This is a genomic window from Emticicia aquatilis (genome assembly GCF_014644295.1).
GTDB classification, from domain to species: Bacteria; Bacteroidota; Bacteroidia; order Cytophagales; family Spirosomataceae; genus Emticicia; species Emticicia aquatilis.
Map to the genome: position 1 here is coordinate 623418 of NZ_BMKK01000003.1, position 16686 is coordinate 640103.

A 16686-nucleotide genomic window follows, 5' to 3' on the forward strand; every position below is an offset into this window, starting at 1 on the left:
AAAGAGTGATTAATTAAAAACCAAAGTTGATACCTAAGATTACTGTTCTTGAAACAGGCATATAACCTCCATCAAAGCCCAAGGTATTATCAACTCCTGTTTGAATTTCAGGGTTAAGACCTGTGTACTTAGTAAATGTTGCTAAGTTTTGTACTTGCATGTAAACCTGTGCATTATCAAGGGCTGTTCTCTTGATTGTTTTCGATGGCAAGTTATAAGTCAACTGAACATTCTTGATACGGAAATAAGAACCATTTTCGATGAAATAGCTTGAAGGACGGCTACTAACTTGGTCGTTGGCATCCATGATAGGCACAGTGCCTGATGGGTTTGATGGTTGCCAAGCTTCGTACAACGCACGCTTCGAGCGATTGCCTTGGAAAGTATTGAAATCAGAGAAATAACGAGTATAGTTAAAGATGTCATTTCCTTGTGTACCATTGGCAAAGATTGTCAAATCAAATGCTTTGTAACCCAAATTTAAGCTCAAACCATACGTAAAGTCTGGGTGAGGATTTCCGATAATCGTACGGTCAGCATCAGTAATTTTGCCATCTCCATTTACGTCAGCCACTTTAAATTTACCTGGCTTGTTATAATCTTCGTACTTAGGCCAAGCATCGGCTTCGGCTTGTGTTTGGAAGATACCTTCGATTTTGTAACCATAGAAAGATGAAATTGGCAAACCTGCTTGAGTTAAAGTAATAGCTGGTACACGTGAAGCATATCCGAAATAACGAGTATTAGGGCTTGCATCCAACTTATCAACGTTATTGCGGTAAGTAGAAAGGTTAGCCGAAATACTATAACGTAGGTTACCAGCCGTGCTTTTATAGTTTACTCCCAAATCAAGACCTTTATTGGTCATTTGTCCTACGTTAAATGCAGGAGCACTCGCATCACCAGCTGTAAATGTCAAAGGTGTTGTGAATAACATATCCGAAGTTACACGTTTCCAAAGGTCAATTTCAAAGTTTAATTTGCCTTTCAAAAGTGAGGCATCTAAACCTAAGTTTGTAGAGGTTGTTGCTTCCCATTTTGCATTAGGATTACCAAAAGCTTGTGCATCATAACCAAGCCCTGGAGTTGTCTGACTACCATCAATCGGATAACCAGCGTGGAAAATATCAGAACGATAAGTTGTATATGCGTTGTAATCACCAATTTTTTGGTTACCAGTTTTACCCCAACCAAAACGAAGTTTCAAATCGCTCACAAATGGTAGCGATTTTGCAATGAAATCTTCTTGCGATAAACGCCATCCTAAACTAAACGCAGGGAAAAGTGCATTACGTGAAGCAGATAAGAAACGTGATGAAGCATCATTTCTGAGAATTGCTTGTACTAAATATTTGTCATTGTAAGAGTAGTTAACCTTACCAAACTGAGAGAACAAAGTATAATCTTTATCAACACCACCGTAGTTCGAAACTTTGGTTGGGTCACCTAAGTTTAAGTAGCTGATGATTGGTAAAGTTTCAAAAGCATAACCATTACGAGCAGCACCAAAAGTTTCGCCAAATTGTTTGATGGCCTCAACCCCAACATAAGCATCTACTTTGTGGATGTTGTTAAATACTTTGGTAAATGATAAAGTATTTTGCCATACCCATTGGTACTCATAAACCGACCTCGACTCCGAACCATTATTGAAGCTACCCTCAATGTATTCTGGGTTGGCACGACCAATGCTCAACTCTCTTTGAGTGGTAATATCAATACCTAAGCTGGTTTTTGCAGTCAAGAATGGAAGAATGTCATATTCGCCATAAACATTACCGAAACCTCTCAAACGGTATCTTCTGTTGTCAGCTGCACGAGCAAGTGTTGCATAAGGGTTTGAGTTGTTACCTAAGTTAGCACCACGAGAACCTGAATAAAAACCTGCGATGTCATAAACTGGCAATAAAGGATGGTGTTTGTAAGAACCCGAAACTGCGTTTTGCTCTTCGTTGTTGTTAAATCCACCTTTACGATTATCAAGCGATACCGTAAAGTTTTCACCGATTCTCAACTTTTTGTTGATAGCCGAAAACTCAGTGTTTGAGCGTAAAGTATAGCGGTCATAACCGATAAACTTCACCACACCATCTTGTGAAAAATAACCTACTGATAAAGCATAACGGCTATTTTCCGAGCCACCACTTGCCGATAATTGGTAGTTTTTGATTGGTGCAGTTTGTGTTACTTCTTTCCACCAGTTTGTATCTGCCGATTTCGTAATGGCATAAATATTATCAGGAGTCAACGAGTAAAGAGCAGGATTTGTATTGGCAGCACCCTCTTTTCCTGCACTCGGAAATACGTAGTCAGGAATTGTTACTTCACCATTTGGTCCAAAAGTATATTGTCCGTGTGAAGGAGTTTTTCCCGCATATTTATCTGCTAAATATAGGTATTGGCCTAATTCTTTGGCATTTAGAGCTTGTACATCATTAGATACTTTTTGTGAACCATAGTAAGCCGAGAAGTTAATTTTAGCTGGCCCAATTTTACCTTTACGAGTAGTGATGATTACAACACCATTGGCAGCACGTGAACCATAAATTGAAGAAGCCGAGGCATCTTTCAAGATTTGGATGGTCTCAATATCATTTGGGTTTAAGTTACCTTGATTTTCGGTTGGTACACCGTCAATGATAAACAGTGGGTCGTTATTACCAATTGTACCAAAACCACGAATACGAACGGTTGCATTACCACCTGGAGTTGCATCATTTACGATATTCAAACCCGATGCACGGCCTTGTAATTGTTGGGCAAATGTGGTTGCGGGTACTGATTGGAGTTCTTTGGCATTTACCGTTGTAACTGCCCCAGTGATATCTCTTTTAGACTGTGTACCGTAGCCTGTTACTACCACCTCATCTAAATTTGCGGCATCTTCTTCCATCGAAACATCAATGGTACTTTGCCCACTCAACTTTACTTCTTGGTTTTTGTAACCAATTGAACTGAACACTAAAATGCCCCCTGAACTTGGTACATTAATTTTGAAATTTCCACTGGCATCACTGATACTACCTGTGTTGGTGCCTTTTACTGTAATACTCGCCCCAGGTAATCCTTCTCCCTTCGAGTCAGTGACTTTCCCCGTAATTGATTTTTGTGCAAAAGCCACTACTGACATAAGCAACAGTAGCCCGCAAAACAGAGTCCCTTTGATGGGAACAAAGTAATTTTGTTTCATAGTTTCGATTTTAGTTTAGAGTAAATTAAAGAATTGGTTGATAAATTAAATATGTAATAAAAATGTAAATACATAGTGATTTCGCCTCAGCCAATAACTGTCTTATAGCTTCACTAAAAACTTGTTTAGAGAAGTTATGAAAAACCTTTTGAGCAATTAATTATATGCAATAGCTTTTGTGTTAATTCCTATAACTCGAAGAAGAGAGTTGTGGGATATTATATGTTGCTCGTGGGAATACTTTACGAGCTAATAATTCAAATGATATGAATCCTATTGATGCTTGGTTAGAACAATAAACAAAGCACTATTTTCTATCACAATTTTATAGATGGGAAATGTCTTAACGCTTAACGAATGTTAATAAAATTACATTTATCATCGTTATTGTGCAATTATAGCGATTCGATTAAATTTTTGCAAACATTTCTTAATATTTTTATATTTTTAAAAATATTAATTAAAAAATATTATTAATTCTTGTGTTTGAAGTAGCATAAGAGGAAAGTTACCTAACTCCAATCATCTTATTAAGTTGGTAGGGGAGTAGTAACCGACAATGCTTGAAGAAAAATGAAAACGAAATATGTAGAAAACCAAAAACGTCATGCAGAAGTCTCCGCATGACGTTTTTTATTATTTTTAGATATGTTATTCTGAATAATCAGAATATTAATATCCAGGATTTTGCTTTAAGATATCAGCACCTAACAAGTCAATTTGTGACTGTGGAAGTGGTAATAAAGCATGTTTAGCTTGATATGTTGCACCAGCACCTAAAGTATTTGGTAGGAATTGGCTTTCATATTTCAAGTAAGCATTAATATCAGTAACATCAGTTCCCCAACGTACTAAGTCGAAGAAGCGGTGTCCTTCCATTGCTAACTCCAATTTACGTTCGAAACGAACAGCATTACGAGCTACTGTTTTATCAGTCCAAGTACCACCATAAGGCTTAATTACATATTTAGCAGCAGGACCACCATCTTGTGTAACAAAACCAGCTGGGTTAGCAGCACGGTTACGAACCATATTTACATACTCTTGTGCTTTTGTTAAGCTACCTACTTCAACTTCAGCTTCTGCAGCCATTAATAAAACATCAGCATAACGAATGATGTAGTAATTTAATGCAGTATAACCAGGAGTCCAAGAACTATTATCTTGCAACGAACCTTTATCAGATTTGTAGTAAGAGTATTTCTTTGGAGAGTATGGACCACCATTTGGTTGGTTACGAATCCAGTCAAATCCTGGGTGTTTTTGCCAGTCTAAGAACATGATACCACGACGACCGATAGTGTGGTCAAGACGAGGGTCAACTTCACCTGCATCAGGAGTAAACGGAGTACCTGATTGGATACCCATATCAGTTTTCAACGCATTTGCTGGTAAGTTATACGAACCATCTAATAATGGTAAACCATCTTTTGTACGGTATGAGTTACCTAATTCAAAGCTTGGTTGGAAGAAACCACAACAGTTACCTGGGCCATTCGGACCAGTATTGTAAGGCCAGTTAAGGTCACCATCAGCATTAGCATTATTTACGCTACCAGTGTTAGCTGCTGCTTGCAACGCAAATACTGATTCTGAACTGTTATCGTTAGATGCTTTGAATAAATCAGAGAAGTTTGCTACTAAGGCATACTTTTTACCATTGGCAGTTACACCGTTTGCAATGATGGCATCAAACAAAGTTTTTGCTTCAGCATATTTTCTTTGTGCCATGTAAGTTTTTGCTAAATATGCGGCAGCCGCCCATTTGTTAGCACGTCCTGCTTGTCCTTGAGTAGCAGGCAAAGCATCGTAAGCAGCTTTGAAATCAGCTTCGATTTTTGGCCACAAATCAACATCATTTTTGATTTTCTCAATACCACTACCTACGTCAACTGTTTCATCAACATAAGGAGTATTGTTGTAGTTTCTTTTCAATTGAAAGTAAAAGTGTGCTCTCAAAAATTTTGCTTCTGCACTAATACGAGTCTTATCATCAGCAGTTACATCAGCTTGAGCATCTTTCAATAAGCCTAATACGTTGTTTGCACGAGCTACACCTTCATATAAACCACGGTAGTTATCGTTGATTACACCTTGGCTTGAAAGATATTCGAAGCGTTGGATTGGGTTGATATCAGAAAAGTCACCTGGGTCAGTTCCTTTGTTGCCATCACCACCACGAATACTACCCCAAACCCAGTTTTGCGGGTTTACCATACGAGTACCATAACCACTCATTTGTCCGTAAGCAGAGATTAATGCTCCTTCCAAACCTTTTTTTGTAGTCAACTGTGTTTTTGCAATCGCACCAGTTGGCAATACTGTAAGGAAATCTTCCTTACAAGAGTACCCTATCAAAGTAAGCAAGGATACTGCTAAAGTTAATTTACTAAAAATATATTTTCTCATTTTAATAATGAATTTTTGAGTTAAATGTTTTTTAAAACTTACTCTTATTAGCTCCAGCTTCTAATATAAAAGCTGAAGCTAAATTGGATTAAATTAGAATCCTAAGTTAAGGCCAACAGTAAAGCTTTTTGTCATTGGGTAGTTACCTACGTCAATACCAAAGTTTGTATCAGCATTACCACCAACTTGAGGGTCTAAGCCTTGGTATTTAGTAACTGTAAACAAATTGTTTGTAGAAGCATATAAGTGTAATCTGCTTACTTTCAATTTATCTAAGATACTCTTAGGTAAGTTATATCCTAAAGAAACATTTTGAAGTCTCAAATACGAACCATTCTCTACATAGAAAGAGTTAGCTTGTGTATTTGTACTGAAGTTAGAAGCAGTTTCAAAAATCGGAATAGTTGCTCCTGTATTTTGTGGTGTCCAAGAATCTTTCACACGCTCAGAGATAGCTGCTCCAGAGAATGAAGGATAGAAATCAGTGAACCATTTAGATACGTTGAAGATTTTGTTTCCGATTGAAGTATAAAGGTAAGCCGATAAGTCAAATCCTTTGTAAGTCAATGTGAAGTTTACACCACCAGTGAATTTAGGGATTGGGCTTCCTAAATAAGTACGGTCATTAGCATCAATTTTACCATCGTTGTTAAGGTCAGCATAACGGAAACGGCCAACACCTTTACCATCTTGAGCAGGAGCTGCATCAACTTCAGCTTTAGATTGGAACAAGCCTAATACTTTATATCCATAGAATGAAGATAAGCCATAGCCCAATTGGTTACGGATTGGGTTGATACCACGGAAACCAGGGTTAACGTTAGTCAAGTATGTTTGACCTTCAGCAATTGCAGTAATTTCGTTTTTCAAGAAGCTACCAGTTACGTTTACTTCGTATCCTAAATCAGTAGTAATTTTTCCACGGTTGATAACTTGGATGTCGATACCTTTATTTACCATTTTACCAATGTTTACTGAAGGAGCAGAAGCTTGGAAACCAGCAGTTGCAGTAATTGGTAATTGATACAATAAGTCTTTAGTATCTTTTTGCCAGAAGTCAACGATAACGTCTAATTTACCTTTCAAGAATGAACCATCGATACCGATGTTTTTAGTGATAGATGTTTCCCATTTAGCGTTCGGGTTTCCGATACGAGTACGGTAGTATCCATCAACAATGCTTGAGTTAGAACCATTGATGTCATAACCTGAGTTATCAACTCTTGCAGCATATAAGCTATATTGGTTGTTAGGGTCAACGTTGTTTGAGTTACCCATTGTACCGTAACCACCACGAACTTTCAAGTCTTGAACCCAAGGAAGGTTTTTCATGAAAGATTCTGATGATACACGCCACGCAGCAGATACCGCAGGGAACACACCATAACGGCTGTTAACACCAAATCTTGAAGAACCATCACGACGAATAACACCAGTTACAATATATTTATCGTTGAATGTATAAATAGCTCTACCAAAATATGAGTTAAAGTTTACACCTTTAAACAAGTTACTTGATGGTGGGTTTTTAGTTCCCAAAGTAGTAATTGTTACATAGTTAGGGTCAGTAGAGAATGGATTTAAACCATTTGCATTTAAGTTACGTCCAGCACCAGTATTCAATGCTTCTTGGCCAACTAAAGCTTCGATATTGTGTTTGCCAAATGCTTTTTTGTAACTTGCTGTATTTGTGAAAGTCCATCCGAATGAATAACCACCACCTTCATTGTAACCGAATGCTGAGTTATTTTCAGAGTTTTCATATTGCCAACGAGTATAACCCCAGTTGTAGAAATTACCGTAGTTACCCGCTGCTGAAGAGCGTAATGTTAAACCTGGGATTACATCTAATTCAACATAAACGTTACCATTAGCTAAACCATTGAAGTTACGGTTGTTTAATAAACCTTGTTGGTTAGCTACTGGGTTACGTGGGTTATTGAAACCTTTTGCAGCAGTACCAGCGTATCCACCGAACTCATCATAGATAGGAATGATAGATGGCATACGGAATGCTTGCAAGATGTCGTTTTCGTCAGCTGCGATACCGTTACCACCAGCACCACCAGTTTGTCCTAATACTTGAAGGTAAGTTAACTGGATGTTTTCACCGATACGTAAGTTTTTCAATACGTTAAATTCAGTATTAATACGGAAAGCATAACGTTTTAATTGGTTACTAATCAAGATACCTTTTTGGTCTTGAGCAGAAAAACCAACATAGAAACGGCTGTTTTCGCCACCACCACTGAATCCAAGAGAGTGTCTTTGGATTGGAGCTCTGCGAGTGATTGCAGCATACCAGTCAGTACCCGCTTTGTTAGCTTTGATAACTTGGTAGATAGCACCTGCCGATGGGTCGATGTTATATTTTAATTTTTGAGCAGCTAAATCAACTGTTCCGATAACACCTGGAGTTCCACCAACACTTAAATAATCAGGAATAACTGGAGTTGAACCTGAACCAAATTGAGGGTGTCCAAAAGCCTCACCTGAGTTTCTTTTAGCATTCCAAGTCCAAGTTGCAAAATCAGTTGGATTCATCATTGCTTGGCCATTACCTGGGTCAGTAACACCATACATGCCATCATAAGTTACATTAAGTTTCTTAGCACCTTTTGTTCCTTTTTTAGTAGTATATACGATTACACCATTGGCAGCACGAGCACCGTAGATAGAAGCAGCCGAAGCATCTTTCAATACAGTAGTTGACTCGATATCATCTGGGCTTAAGAAGTTAGTCGAACCTACTGGCATACCATCAACAACGTAAAGAGGCTCGTTACCACCGAATGCACCAAAACCACGTACACGGATTTGGCTGGCAGTACCTGGTTGACCGTTAGTTACAACTGTCAAACCTGCAACTCTACCTTGTAATTGTTGCTCAACGTTACCTGATGGCACAGCTGTTAAATCTTTTGATTTTACAGTTGAAATCGCACCAGTTGACTCACGTCTTTTGTCAATTGAGTAACCAGTTACAACAACTTCATCAAGACTTGCAGCATCATCTTCCATTGTTACGTTGATTGAGCTTTGTCCTGTTAATTTTACTTCTTGAGTTTTGTAGCCGATTGAGCTAAATACTAAAGTTCCACCCGCATTTGGCACGTTGATTTTGAAGCCACCATTTGCATCACTGATTGTACCCGTTGTTGTACCTTTTACAGTGACACTGGCACCTGGTACACCATCTCCTTTTGCATCACTTACTTTACCACTTACGGATTTTTGAGCAAATGCAACTACGGACATAAGCCATAGTAACCCGCAAAACAGAGCCCCCTTGATGGGAACAAAGTAGTTTTGTTTCATAGTTTTGATTAAGTTAAAAAATTAGAAAAAAAATTGATTAAGATTTTTCCTTATATATACAAATTACTTGTTAAAGTAAGGTTTTGCTACTACTAAATACCCGATTAAGTGTATTTGGCACAATTATAAGAAGCGTCTTGCCTTGTTCCAAATATTTCTCAATATTTTTATATTTTTCTGATGAAGATGTGATTGACTTTTCGATTTAATAGGTATCCTCTCAAAGCCAATTTTCGATATTGTATCAATCTGATGCAATATTAAATATTTTATAGAAAACTACAAAATATTTCTATTTGTAAAATTAATTTTCTTTATGAAAAAGATTTTTTTACATTAAATATAGAAATATTTATATAGATGCAAATATACAAAACTTTACAGTTCTATTGATTGTATAGACAAGTTTTTATTATGAAATGTTAAAATAATGCTGATTTGTGCAAAAATCTGTTGAAAATTGAGAAGAAAATAAAGTTGTGTGGAAGTGTGAAAATTTTAATAAGTTATAGAATTATTTTTTTGAAAATTTTTCGGCTTCGGCCAAAACTCGCATGGTATTGCCGCCCCAAATCTTTTTGATGTCTTTGGCAGAATAGCCACGTCTGAGTAACTCGATTGTTACATTTTTTATCTTACTTACATCCTCAACACCTATTACATCGCTACCGCCATCCATGTCCATACCAATTCCTACGTGGTCGATTCCTACAAGTTTAACTACATGGTCGATGTGGTTTACGACGTCTTTCACGGTTGGGACATCGCTTGGGTACTTATACTTAATCTGACGGAGTTCGGCATTTAGTTTTTTCTTGTCTTCGGGTGTGGCATCGGCTTTTTGTACTTGCATTCTGATTGTTCTTATCGAAACTGCTACTTCAGCCGAAGGCTTCTTCAAAAAATCGGCCACGAAGTTTATCTGAATAACTCCGCCTTTCGATGCCAACAATTTTATCATATCATCGGTCATATTTCTCTTTACATCGCACAAAGCACGGCACGAAGAATGTGAAGCAAAAACTGGAACTTTGCTCAAACGCATCACATCATAAAAAGCCGAGTCTGAAAGGTGCGATACATCAACCACAATTCCCAAACGATTCATTTCGGCAATACATGCTTCTCCGAGTTTGCTTATTCCGCCGTGTTCTGCTCCTTGTGGGTCGCCTGACGAATCGCTCAAATCATTATTGAATGAATGAGCAAGCGTAATGTAGCGTAAGCCTAAATCATAATACAATTTCAGATTTGATAAATCGGTGCCAATTGGCCAACCGTTTTCCATTCCTATAAATACGCCCAGTTTTCCTTGCTTGTGGGCAGCATAACCTTCTTTGGCGGTCGTAACTAAACTTACTTTATCGGCATTATTTTTTACGGCTTCGTGAATTTTAGCAAAAATCTTTAAGGCTTTTTCTTTGGCTTCAGCATTGGCTTCGGGGGTTCGTTTTCCTTGCCCCAGATATACTGCAAAAAACATGGCGTCCATGCCACCTTCTTTCATTCTCGGAAAATCTATCTGTGTACCATCTTCGGCGTAGTTGTGTTTTGCTCCAACATCAAAGCCCTCCATTTCCATCATATTGATAGGTGCATCGGCGTGCGTATCGACCGTATAGGCACTGGCATGAATCTTATCAGCTTTTTTTAATAGACGTTTTTCGGCTTTGTCTTGTGCAATGCATAAAAATGGTAGGCAAAAAAGTAAGGTGTAAAGATGTTTCATTGTTTTTGAGGTTTAGATGAAGGTGTATTGCCAATTGTTTCTTATTTAAGTTTTCGACCTTTCCATACATATTCGCCTTGTTTTTGAGCTACAAGTCCAAAAAAGACTACATACAACGGATAAACAAGCTGCACGAAAGGAATCAACCAAATTAAGTTTTTTTTACGTAAAAAACTGACCATGAGGCTCAAAAAAATAAATTCTGCCGAAAATTTTAAGAAAAGACTCATCAGAAATGTTTCGGTAGAAATAAAATCAGCAAACCAACTGACAAAAGTTAGAGGTACGAGCAGATTTGCTAAGAAAACAAAAACTGCTAAAGCCGTAGTTTGCCAGTTATTATAATGTCGCCATTTGCTGGCCCAGCGTTTTCGTTGATTGTAGAACGACCGCCAGCTGGTGTGAGCTTCAGTTTCGACGATTGCATCTTGGCTTTTCAGAAAACGTACTTTATCGGGATACTTCGCAGCAATTTTGTGCATCAAAAATTCATCATCGCCCGATGCCAAATCTTCGTTTCCCGTAAATCCTTTTACTTCATGAAAAACTGATTTTAAGTAAGTAAGATTGGCACCATTGCACATATTAGGTTTTTGTACGAGCATCGCACAAGCCCCCGAACCCACCAAACTCGAAAACTCAATGATTTGAGTGTTATTAATGATAGAATGAATAATGGAGCGAATGATAGAATATGGTTTCGATAGCGGTGCTTGAGCGAAGCGGGCGGCTTTCCGCTCGAAGGCAATGTTATTGAAGGCAGCGGAGTTGAACGTAACAGCACTACTTACCAAATATGCTCCAGTTTGTGCCTGAAAATTGGCAATTGTTTCCAGCCAATATTCGCCAACTCTGCAATCTCCATCGGTAGTGGTAATCAAATTACCTTTGGCCAGTTTGATAGAAGAATCAATCGCTCGTTTTTTTGGTGAAGTATTATTGGTTTTGGGCGGCAATTGATTAATGACCAAATTGAGTTTTGTTGTTTGTTGAAAGTTTCTGACAATCGTCACAGTATCATCTGTCGAGTCATCATCAGCTACAATTACTTCAAATTTCTCTTTCGCAAGTGTCTGCTTTTCTAAATCTTGTAGTAATGAAAGTATGTTTTTTGCTTCGTTTCTGACTGGAATAATGACCGAAATAACGAGTGTATCAGCCATAAAGTTCTTGTCGATAAACGATACCTTTCGATTTTTACTCCAGATGATTACTAAGCCTGTGGTCATCAGAAAGTACAGAGAGCCAATAATTAATAGTAGTATCGAAAGAATCATTTTAAGCGTTTTTAGTAGTTAGTTTTAGTTGTAGAATAAAAATACTGCCGAATATGATGGGTAAAAGCACATTTACTAACCAAATCATAAAAGTTGCCGATGAAATAGCTGCAATATCGGCCCCGAAATAGCTAAAATAATAGATTGAAGTTAAGGCACGTACGCCTAAGTCCCCTAAAGCGTTAATAGCTGAAATGATGGTTTTGGTTAAGAAAATGATGCCTATTCCGGCCAATAAAACAGTATTGGAAAGATTAATTTCAAAAATCTTAAACATCAAAAGAAACTGAAAGCTAAAAACTAAATAGCGAGCAGTGGCAATGTAAAATAAGTTTCGTAGTTCGTCGATTGTATAGTTTTCTAAAATGCCTAAATACTTTTTTAGGTATTCAAAAAAGCGATTTTTCGATAAAAACACCTGAATATCTGAAAGATGAGAACTAAGAAATACACCAAAAACTAAACACCCAGCCAGAATAATTATAGCAATGATATGGACAATCAAGGGCGAGGGTTTACTATAAATAATAAAAAACAAATATCCCAATGTGCCGAAAAGCAGCGAAACATACATTTGTAGGCTATTGCCGAGTAGAATTGCCCCAATACTTTGCAGACGCTTATTGCTTTTGAGCATCAAGATTTTACCTGCATAATCTCCAATCATCATCGGGGTGGCCGTCGAAAACGTAAGACCAATCAAAACGCCTCGATATGCTTCCGAAAAACTTATTTGTTCTACTTTTGAAGCTAATTTTTGCCATTTCAAAGCTTCTAATGCCCAATTGAGTGGCGTTAGCAAAATGATACAGCACAACAACACAACACTTTTGGGTCGGAATAATATGTTTAGGCTCTGCTTAATTTGCTCAAAACTATCAATCTTATCTATCACGAGCAGATATATCAACGACAGCATAATGAAGAATAAAGTAGTTTTTATCCACCTTATGCCTTTGCTTGAAGTTAGATATGAGATTTTTGAGTTAATTTGCATCTATGAATCAAGATAAAATAATATTAGGGGTTGACCCAGGTACACGTGTGATGGGCTACGGAATTATCTCCGTACAAGGAAGTGCTTTAACGCTTATTCAATACGGTGTCATAAAACTTGACAAATATACTTCACACGAAATAAAGTTAAAGAAAATATTTGAGCGAATCACGCAGCTAATCACCGAATACCTACCCGATGAAATGGCCATTGAAGCTCCATTTTATGGGGTAAATGTACAGTCGATGTTAAAACTTGGCCGAGCTCAAGGAGTGGCTATTGCGGCGGCTTTGCAACGTGAGGTGCCGATTGTAGAGTATTTACCCAAAAAAGTGAAGCAGTCGGTTACAGGAAACGGAAATGCTACCAAAGAGCAAGTAGCATATATGTTGGAGCATTTGTTAAAAACTAAATTAGAATCACAATACTTAGATGCAACCGATGCTTTGGGCGTAGCAGTTTGTCATTATATGCACGGAAAAACGAAGGCTTTGACAGGAAACGGCTCAAAGAAAAAAGGATGGTCTGCTTTTGTGAGTGAAAACCCTGATAGGATGAAGTAGGGATTTACGCTCTCTAAACGAAGTTTATATTTTCCGTTCCCTGAGCGGAGTCGAAGGGAACGGAAAAATACATTTTTTATAGCACCCCCTTCGTACTCGGAAGAGAATTCATTTCATTCAAATTTCTTTTTACGGCCATCTTGATAGATTTAGCAAATGCCTTAAAAATTGCTTCGATTTTGTGGTGTTCATTTTGCCCTTCACATTTGATATTTAGATTACATTTTGAAGTATCCGAAAACGATTTGAAGAAATGATAGAACATTTCGGTTGGCATTTCGCCGATTTTCTCACGCTTGAAATCTGCATCCCAAACCAACCAGGGTCTGCCCGAAAAGTCAATAGCTACTTGAGCCAGAGCCTCATCCATTGGCAATAAGAAACCGTAGCGATTGGTGCCTTTTTTATCGCCCAAAGCCTTTAAATATGCTTCTCCAAGTGCTAAAGCAGTATCTTCAATGGTGTGGTGTTCGTCGATGTGTAAATCGCCTTCTACAAAAATCTTTAAATCTGCACCCGAGTGTTTGGCTACTTGGTCGAGCATGTGGTCATAAAAACCAAGACCCGTATGAATCTCCGATTTTCCAGTGCCATCAAGATTTAGCTCAATTTTTATTTTAGTTTCCTTAGTGTTTCGCTCAATAAATGCAGTGCGTGCGGGAAGTTTCAAAAACTCATAAATTTCGTCCCAGTCATTCGTTACTAATTTGGTTGCTTCTTTTTGTTCAGGAGTAAAGCCTTCAATCAAATTATTAGTTAATCCATCAGTAATAAAAATTGCTTTTGCTCCTAAATTTACTGCTAATTGAACATCAGTTGCTCTATCGCCAAGTACATAAGAGTTTGCCAAGTCATACTTTTCGGTATCAAAATACTCAGTCAATAAAGCAGTTCCAGGCTTACGAGTTGGCAGGTTTTCGTGCGGAAAACTACGGTCGATATGAATGGCCGAGAAATAAACATTTTCATTTTCGAGCGTTTTCAACATCTTGTTATGGGCAGGCCAAAAAGTTTCTTCGGGGAAAGAATCTGTTCCGAGTCCATCTTGATTAGTAACCATAATGAGTTTATAGTCAGTTTCTTCGGCAATCTTGCGAAGATTAGAAAGTGCTTTCGGAAGAAATTCTAATTTTTCGAGTGAGTCTATCTGAAAATCAGTTTTTGGCTCATCTATAATCGTACCGTCACGGTCTATAAAAAGGAGTTTTTGCATTATCTTAGATTATCTTATAAAAGTTCAAAATTAGGCATGATTTAACTCAAATGCCAAAAAATGACTAATAAGTATATTTTATTGAAAATACTAATTAGATTGTAAAAATAAGATATACTATTATTTTGAAATAATTAGAAAATATGAAAAATTAAGAATATTCAAAATAAATTGAAAATAATGAAAATTTAAAAATCCGTCAACTCATTTCGAAAGGACGGATTTTTATAGAATTTAGCGAATCCTGTTAAAGATTCCCTTTTTTCATTTCTTTTACTGCATAATCAGCCGCACGAGCGGTGAGTGCCATATACGTCAACGATGGATTTTGGGTTGAAGTTGAGGTCATTGATGCTCCGTCGGTTACGAAAACGTTCTTGCAAGCGTGCAAAGCATTCCATTTATTCAACAAAGAAGTTTTAGGGTCTTTACCCATTCTTACGCCGCCCATTTCGTGAATATCCAAACCTGGTGTGCGGTTCGAGTCGTTGGTTCTGATATTTTTAAAACCAGCTTTCGTAAACATTTCGCTTAGTTGGTCGAAATAATCTTTGGTCATTTTTACGTCGTTATCGTCATAATCGACCGAGATTTTTAACTGCGGAATTCCCCACGGGTCAACTTGGTTTTTATCCAACGCCACGTAGTTACTTTCTTTCGGAATCGTTTCGCCCATCATGTGCGAGCCTACATTCCAAACATTATTTAAATATGGTTTCAGAATACCGTTTTTCAAGTCTTCTCCCAAACCATTTCTGTTATCTTTTGTGTATCGGTCAGCACCAAAACCTGCGGCATAGCCACGCAAAAAGTCAGTTTCTTGCTTAAATACATTGCGGAAGCGTGGAATATAAGGCGAATTCGGACGGCGACCGTCGGTCATGCTATCTAAATATCCTTCGTACTCGGCATTGACCGTTGCTCGGTAATTATGGAAAGCTACGTATTTTCCGAGTACACCGCTATCATTACCTAAGCCATTCGGGAAACGGCTCGATGTTGAGTTTAATAGAATCAGATTTGAATTTAAAGCCGCCGCATTGACGAAAATAATTTTTGCATAATACTCAATCATTTCTTTGGTGTTAGCATCAATTACTCTTACGCCCGAAGCTTTTCCTTTCTTTTCATCATAAATAATAGAATGAACAACCGAATGAGGGCGAAGTGTCATTTTTCCAGTACGAGCCGCCCATGGTAGGGTAGAAGAATTACTGCTAAAATATCCGCCATACGGACAGCCACGCTCACAAATGGTGCGGTGTTGGCAAGTACCACGTCCTTGGTCGAAGTGTATTTGTTTGGGTTGTGTAAGGTGAGCTGCACGCCCCATAATAATATGGCGGTCTTTATAATTTTTGGCCACTGCTTGGCTAAAATGCTTTTCGACGCAGTTCATTTCGTGAGGTGGCAGAAACTCACCATCAGGTAAGTTTGGAAGACCATCTTTATTACCCGAAATTCCCGCAAATTTTTCTACATAACTATACCACGGAGCAATGTCTGCGTAGCGAATTGGCCAATCAACAGCAAAGCCGTCACGGGCTGGGCCTTCAAAGTCGAATTCTGACCAGCGTTGCGTTTGTCTGGCCCACATCAATGATTTCCCGCCCGTTTGGTAGCCACGAATCCAGTCGAATGGTTTTTCTTGGACGTAGGGGTGCTCAGCATCTTTCACGAAAAACTGTTCTGTTCCTTCATAAAAAGCGTAGCATTTGCTGATAATTGGGTTGGCATCACGCAATTCTTTGGTTAGTTGTCCACGATGTTCAAACTCCCACGGCTGTTTCATGGTCGTTGGGTAATCGGTTACGTGTTTTACTTCACGTCCACGCTCCAATACGAGTGTGCGTAAACCTTTGCCAGTCAGCTCTTTAGCTGCCCAACCTCCACTAATTCCCGAGCCAATAACGATGGCATCGAAGGTTTGTGCTTTTATTGAATCTATATTTATGTTTGACATTTTTATCGTTGATTTTAAGGAAGACTT

Annotated in this window: 9 protein-coding genes; 1 reads left to right on the forward strand and 8 read right to left on the reverse strand. The window is 38.1% G+C overall.

Going from position 1 to position 16686, the window contains the following annotated elements; translation table 11 throughout:
- Window positions 1–13: 13 nt before the first annotated feature.
- The 6 genes from IEX65_RS09900 to IEX65_RS09925 all read right to left on the reverse strand — a co-directional run bounded on the left by IEX65_RS09900 (window position 14) and on the right by IEX65_RS09925 (window position 12920).
- Complete coding sequence (locus IEX65_RS09900; protein WP_188765886.1) at window positions 14–3190, reverse strand: SusC/RagA family TonB-linked outer membrane protein; 3177 nt, start codon at window positions 3188–3190, stop codon at window positions 14–16.
- 672 nt (window positions 3191–3862) lie between these two features.
- A complete protein-coding gene (locus IEX65_RS09905; RefSeq protein ID WP_188765887.1) occupies window positions 3863–5599 on the reverse strand; it encodes a RagB/SusD family nutrient uptake outer membrane protein in 1737 nt (578 codons plus the stop codon).
- A gap of 93 nt (window positions 5600–5692) precedes the next feature.
- Window positions 5693–8917 carry a SusC/RagA family TonB-linked outer membrane protein gene (locus IEX65_RS09910; RefSeq protein WP_188765888.1) on the reverse strand — a complete coding sequence of 1075 codons (3225 nt, stop codon included), beginning with the start codon at window positions 8915–8917 and terminating at the stop codon, window positions 5693–5695.
- A gap of 514 nt (window positions 8918–9431) precedes the next feature.
- On the reverse strand, window positions 9432–10646 hold the full coding sequence (locus tag IEX65_RS09915) for a dipeptidase (protein ID WP_188765889.1): 1215 nt from the start codon (window positions 10644–10646) through the stop codon (window positions 9432–9434).
- A 41-nt stretch (window positions 10647–10687) separates the two neighbouring features.
- The gene (locus IEX65_RS09920) at window positions 10688–11923 is read right to left on the reverse strand and encodes a glycosyltransferase (RefSeq protein WP_188765890.1); all 1236 of its coding nucleotides are present in this window, start codon (window positions 11921–11923) and stop codon (window positions 10688–10690) included.
- Between the two features lies 1 nt (window position 11924).
- A complete protein-coding gene (locus tag IEX65_RS09925) occupies window positions 11925–12920 on the reverse strand; it encodes a lysylphosphatidylglycerol synthase domain-containing protein (RefSeq protein WP_188765891.1) in 996 nt (331 codons plus the stop codon).
- Between the two features lie 2 nt (window positions 12921–12922).
- On the opposite strand from IEX65_RS09925, the gene ruvC reads away from it, so the two are divergent.
- The gene (gene ruvC, locus IEX65_RS09930) at window positions 12923–13483 is read left to right on the forward strand and encodes a crossover junction endodeoxyribonuclease RuvC (RefSeq protein WP_188765892.1); all 561 of its coding nucleotides are present in this window, start codon (window positions 12923–12925) and stop codon (window positions 13481–13483) included.
- A 76-nt stretch (window positions 13484–13559) separates the two neighbouring features.
- On the opposite strand, the gene hisB is transcribed toward ruvC, so the two are convergent.
- Together hisB and IEX65_RS09940 are read right to left on the reverse strand one after the other, a co-directional pair.
- Window positions 13560–14696 (reverse strand): bifunctional histidinol-phosphatase/imidazoleglycerol-phosphate dehydratase HisB, encoded by a 1137-nt coding sequence (hisB, locus tag IEX65_RS09935; RefSeq protein WP_188765893.1) that lies wholly within the window; start codon window positions 14694–14696, stop codon window positions 13560–13562.
- Between the two features lie 247 nt (window positions 14697–14943).
- Window positions 14944–16659, reverse strand: a complete 1716-nt coding sequence (locus tag IEX65_RS09940) for a GMC oxidoreductase (protein WP_188765894.1) — start codon at window positions 16657–16659, stop codon at window positions 14944–14946.
- Window positions 16660–16686: the final 27 nt, after the last annotated feature.

Excerpts from the sequence above, each read along its gene's own strand:
- IEX65_RS09900 (WP_188765886.1), bottom strand. The coding sequence starts at position 3,190 with ATGAAACAAAATTACTTTGTTCCCATCAAAGGGACTCTGTTTTGCGGG.
- IEX65_RS09915 (WP_188765889.1), bottom strand. The coding sequence starts at position 10,646 with ATGAAACATCTTTACACCTTACTTTTTTGCCTACCATTTTTATGCATT.
- hisB (WP_188765893.1), bottom strand. The coding sequence starts at position 14,696 with ATGCAAAAACTCCTTTTTATAGACCGTGACGGTACGATTATAGATGAG.
- IEX65_RS09940 (WP_188765894.1), bottom strand. The coding sequence starts at position 16,659 with ATGTCAAACATAAATATAGATTCAATAAAAGCACAAACCTTCGATGCC.
- IEX65_RS09920 (WP_188765890.1), bottom strand. The coding sequence starts at position 11,923 with ATGATTCTTTCGATACTACTATTAATTATTGGCTCTCTGTACTTTCTG.
- IEX65_RS09925 (WP_188765891.1), bottom strand. The coding sequence starts at position 12,920 with ATGCAAATTAACTCAAAAATCTCATATCTAACTTCAAGCAAAGGCATA.
- IEX65_RS09905 (WP_188765887.1), bottom strand. The coding sequence starts at position 5,599 with ATGAGAAAATATATTTTTAGTAAATTAACTTTAGCAGTATCCTTGCTT.
- IEX65_RS09910 (WP_188765888.1), bottom strand. The coding sequence starts at position 8,917 with ATGAAACAAAACTACTTTGTTCCCATCAAGGGGGCTCTGTTTTGCGGG.
- ruvC (WP_188765892.1), top strand. The coding sequence starts at position 12,923 with ATGAATCAAGATAAAATAATATTAGGGGTTGACCCAGGTACACGTGTG.